This window comes from Microbacterium sp. (genome assembly GCF_032084865.1).
Taxonomy (GTDB): Bacteria; Actinomycetota; Actinomycetes; order Actinomycetales; family Microbacteriaceae; genus Microbacterium.
This window is the reverse complement of sequence record NZ_DAMDLU010000195.1, coordinates 1-3,881: the sequence shown is the minus strand read 5'-3', so window position 1 is coordinate 3,881 and position 3,881 is coordinate 1. Positions and strand designations below refer to the sequence as shown.

The following is a 3,881-nucleotide window of genomic DNA, read 5'->3' as shown; positions in this document are numbered from 1 at the left end:
CCCTCGAGAACCCCCTGGACGCCGCGGCCCTCCGCGAGGCGCGGCGCGGGCTTCGGCTCTCCCGGGAGCTACGGCTGCCCCTGCTCACCGTGATCGACACGCCGGGCGCGGCGCTGTCGAAGGAGGCCGAGGAACGCGGCCTCGCCGGCGAGATCGCCCGGACGCTCAGCGAACTCCTCACCCTCCCCACCCCCACCGTCAGCCTGCTGATGGGCCAAGGCGCGGGCGGCATCGCGCTGGCGCTCGTGCCCGCGGACCGGGTGTTGGCGTCCGAGCACGCGTGGCTCGCGCCGCTGCCGCCGTTCTCGATCGATCGGCTGCGCCCGGAGTTCACCGGCGGCGATCTGCTCATCCAGATCGCCGCCGACGACCCGATGTCGGTCGCGCACACCGCCCGGATGCTGCTGAAGGACGCCCGCGGCTTCGCCGCCGTGCACGGGGTGCAGCACGGATTCCGGCAGGCGCACGGCACGGTGGCGCCCGGCACAACCATGCGCAACCTGTTCGGTCAGGTCGACGGCACGGCCAACCCGCGGCCCGGCGACGCGGACTTCGACATGGTGGTGTGGAGCACCGACGGATGGCTGGCAGGGGGCACCGGGATGGTCGTGCGACGCATCCGGATGAACCTCGACACCTGGGACGAGGTCGACCGCGGGGCACGGGAGTTCGCCGTCGGGCGCAGGCTCGACACCGGGGCGCCGCTGACCGGAGGTGAGGAGCACGATGAGCCCGACTTCGCCGCGAAGGACCGGCTGGGCTTTCCGGTGATCTACGACCTGGCGCACATCCGCCGTGCGCGCTCAGCCGACCCGGGGGAGCGGATCTTCCGCCGCGCGTACAACTACGACGTCCCCTCGACCGACCCCGACTCGCTCTCGGAGTCGGGCCTGTTGTTCATCTCGTTCCAGGCGGACGTCGCCCGTCAGTTCACGCCGATGCAGGAGCGGCTCGCGAAGGCGGATCTGCTGAACATCTGGACCACGCCGATCGGCAGTGCGGTGTTCGCCGTGCCGCCGGGCTGCGCACCGGACGGATACATCGGCGAGACGCTCCTCGACGGGTGAGCGACCCCTTGAGCGACCCGCTAGACTGATGCGCGAAGGCGCCGGGCTCCACCCCGGGGCCTTCGTCATGCTCGCGGCTCAGCTCGGCTTTCGGCTCAGCGCACCAGGGAGCCGCCGTCGACGGGAAGCGTCACGCCGGTGATGAAGCCCGCGGCGTCGGAGAGCAGGAAGGCGGTCGCCTCGGCGATGTCCTCCGAGCGGCCCAGACGCTTCATGGGCACCTCATCGGCGTATCGGCGCTTGGACTCCTCGGGGAGCGATGCGAGCGAGGCCGTCTCGATGGGGCCCGGTGCGACCGCGTTGATGCGGATGCCGGATGCCGCGTTCTCGGCCGCCGCCGACATCGTCAGCGACACCACGCCGTGCTTGCTGGCGCCGTACGGCGTCAGCTGCGACGTGGACTGCAACCCGGCGATCGAGGCGATGTTCACGATCGCCCCGCTGCCCTGCGCGGTCATCTGCGCGAGCTCGGCGCGCATCGACTGGAAGGTGCCCGTCAGCGTGACGGTGATGGTGCGCTGCCACTCGGCGTCGCTGACGTCCTGCAGCGGCTTGGGGGCCGCTCCCAGCCCGGCGTTGTTCACCGCCAGGTCGAGGGCGCCGAACTCGCTCACGGCGCGCTGCACCAGCTCGCGCACCTGCGCGTCGTCGGAGACATCCGTGCGCTGGTACACCGCCGTGCCGCCGGCCTCGGCGATGAGCGCGACGGTCTGCTCACCGGCCGCATCGTCCACGTCGGAGACGACCACTCGGGCCCCCTCCGCCGCCAGCTTGACGGCGATCGCGCGGCCGATGCCCGCACCGGCGGCGGTGACGAGGGCCACCTTGTTCTCGAACAGCATTCTGATCCCTTCACGGCGGGCAGCCTGCCCGCCGTCTACGAGGCTACGCCTGCCGGGATCGACGACGTGTGGGTCAGCTGAACAGCATCTCCACCGGTCCGCGGGCGAAGTAGATCACGAAGCCGGCGGTGACGATCCACAGCAGCGGGCTGATCTCGCGCGCCTTGCCCGAGAGCCCGCGCGCGGCGACCCAGCCGATGAAGCCGGCGCCGATGCCGTTCGCGATCGAGTAGGTCATCGGCATGACCGACACGGTGAGGAAGACGCCGAACAGCGCCGAGAAGTCGGTGAGGTCGATGAACCGGATCTGGCTCATCATCAGCGCGCCGACGATCACCAGCGCGGCCGCGGCGACCTCGGTGGGCACGATCGACACCAGGGGGGTGAAGAACATCGCGATCAGGAACAGGCCTCCTGTGATGAGGTTCGCGAAGCCGGTGCGCGCGCCCTCGCCGATGCCTGCTCCCGACTCGATGAACACGGTGTTCGACGATCCCGAGGTGGCCCCTCCCACGACGGCGCCCACGCCCTCCACGATCAGGGCGGACTTCAGGCGCGGGAAGTTGCCGCGCTCGTCGGCGAGATCCGCCTCCTTCGCGAGGCCGGTCATGGTGCCCATGGCGTCGAAGAAGTTGGTGAACACCAGGGTGAAGACGAGCATCAGAGCGGCGAGCGCGCCGATGCGGCCGAAGGCGCCGAACAGGTCGACCTGGCCGATCAGCGAGAGGTCGGGCAGGCTGACCAGCTGCGAGGGCAGGGCGGGCACCGAGAGGCCCCAGCCGCCGAGGTTGTCGTCGCCCTTGGCGCCGATGTGCCAGATCGCCTCGACGAGGATGGCGAGCACGGTGCCCGAGACGAGCCCGATCAGGATGCCGCCCTTCACCTTCCGCGCCACGAGGACCCCGGTGAGCAGCAGCGTGACCACGAAGATGAGCGTGGGGACCGTCGCGACCGAGCCTCCGACGCCCAGCGCCACGGGCGGCGACGTGCTGGCCGTCACGAACCCGGCGTTGACGAAGCCGATGAACGCGATGAACAGGCCGATGCCAACGGTGATGGCGATCTTCAGCTGCATGGGGACGGCGTCGAAGATCATGCGGCGCAGACCCGTGGCGCTGAGCAGCACGATGATCAGGCCGTTGATGACGACCAGGCCCATGGCCTCGGGCCAGGTGACCTCGCCGACGACCGAGAACGCGAGGAACGCGTTGATGCCGAGCCCGGCGGCGAACCCGAACGGCAGGCGCGCCACGAGACCGAACAGGATCGTCATGACCGCGGCGGTGAGGCCGGTCACCGCGCTCAGCTGCACGAAGTCGAGCTGCGATCCGGCGACGTCGGTTCCGCTGGAGAGGATGATCGGGTTCAGGATGACGATGTACGCCATCGTCACGAACGTGACCACACCTCCGCGGATCTCGGCGGCGAAGGTCGAACCTCGTCGGGTGATCTCGAAGAAGCGGTCGATCGCGTTGCGCGGTTCGGTGTCAGGGCGCACAGGGGCATCAGTCATCGGGTGGACCTCCGAAGAGAATCTACCGGCTTCACCGCACCGCGCGTGGCCACAGCATCCGGTGCGGATGCACGTCGTAGGCTCGATCCGTCATGCAACGCCTCATCGTCGCGCTCCTCGCCGCCCTCGACGCCGCCATCGCGGTCGCCGTCGGGCTCGCCGTCGTGCTCGCGCCCTTCACCCTGCTCTGGGTGCTCGCGTTCGGACTCGACGCCGACTGGGGTGCGCTCTGGCCGGTGAGCGGCACGCTGTGGCAGTTCGGACACGGGGTGCCGCTCGAGGTGGTGCTTCCGGATGCCCTGCTCTCGGGCCTCGCCATCCCGAAGGACGCGGCCCGGTTCGCGCTCTCGGTGCCGCCGCTCGCGCTGCTCGTGTTCACCCTGCTCTTCGCCGCCCGGTCTGGCCGTCGCGCCGCAGTGGCCGGCCGGTGGGTCTCGGGTGTCACCGGGGGAGTGCTCG

The 3,881-nt window shown here is 70.3% G+C and carries 4 protein-coding genes; 2 read left to right on the top strand and 2 right to left on the bottom strand.

Annotation, left to right across the window (positions count from 1 at the left end):
* Positions 1-1,067, top strand: a 1,067-nt coding sequence (locus RT309_RS14170; RefSeq protein WP_313358072.1) for a Dyp-type peroxidase, incomplete at its 5' end; no start/stop codon positions are given.
* A 95-nt stretch (positions 1,068-1,162) separates the two neighbouring features.
* Here the strand turns inward: RT309_RS14170 and RT309_RS14165 are convergent.
* Positions 1,163-1,909, bottom strand: coding sequence for a glucose 1-dehydrogenase (locus tag RT309_RS14165; protein WP_313358070.1), 747 nt, complete (start codon positions 1,907-1,909; stop codon positions 1,163-1,165).
* Between the two features lie 73 nt (positions 1,910-1,982).
* Positions 1,983-3,422, bottom strand: coding sequence for an NCS2 family permease (locus tag RT309_RS14160; protein WP_313358069.1), 1,440 nt, complete (start codon positions 3,420-3,422; stop codon positions 1,983-1,985).
* 92 nt (positions 3,423-3,514) lie between these two features.
* Between RT309_RS14160 and RT309_RS14155 the strand changes: the two genes are divergently transcribed.
* Positions 3,515-3,881, top strand: a 367-nt coding sequence (locus RT309_RS14155; RefSeq protein WP_313358067.1) for a DUF6350 family protein, incomplete at its 3' end; no start/stop codon positions are given.

Coding starts and splice junctions, on each gene's coding strand:
- RT309_RS14165 (WP_313358070.1), bottom strand. CDS start 1,909: ATGCTGTTCGAGAACAAGGTGGCCCTCGTCACCGCCGCCGGTGCGGGC.
- RT309_RS14160 (WP_313358069.1), bottom strand. CDS start 3,422: ATGACTGATGCCCCTGTGCGCCCTGACACCGAACCGCGCAACGCGATC.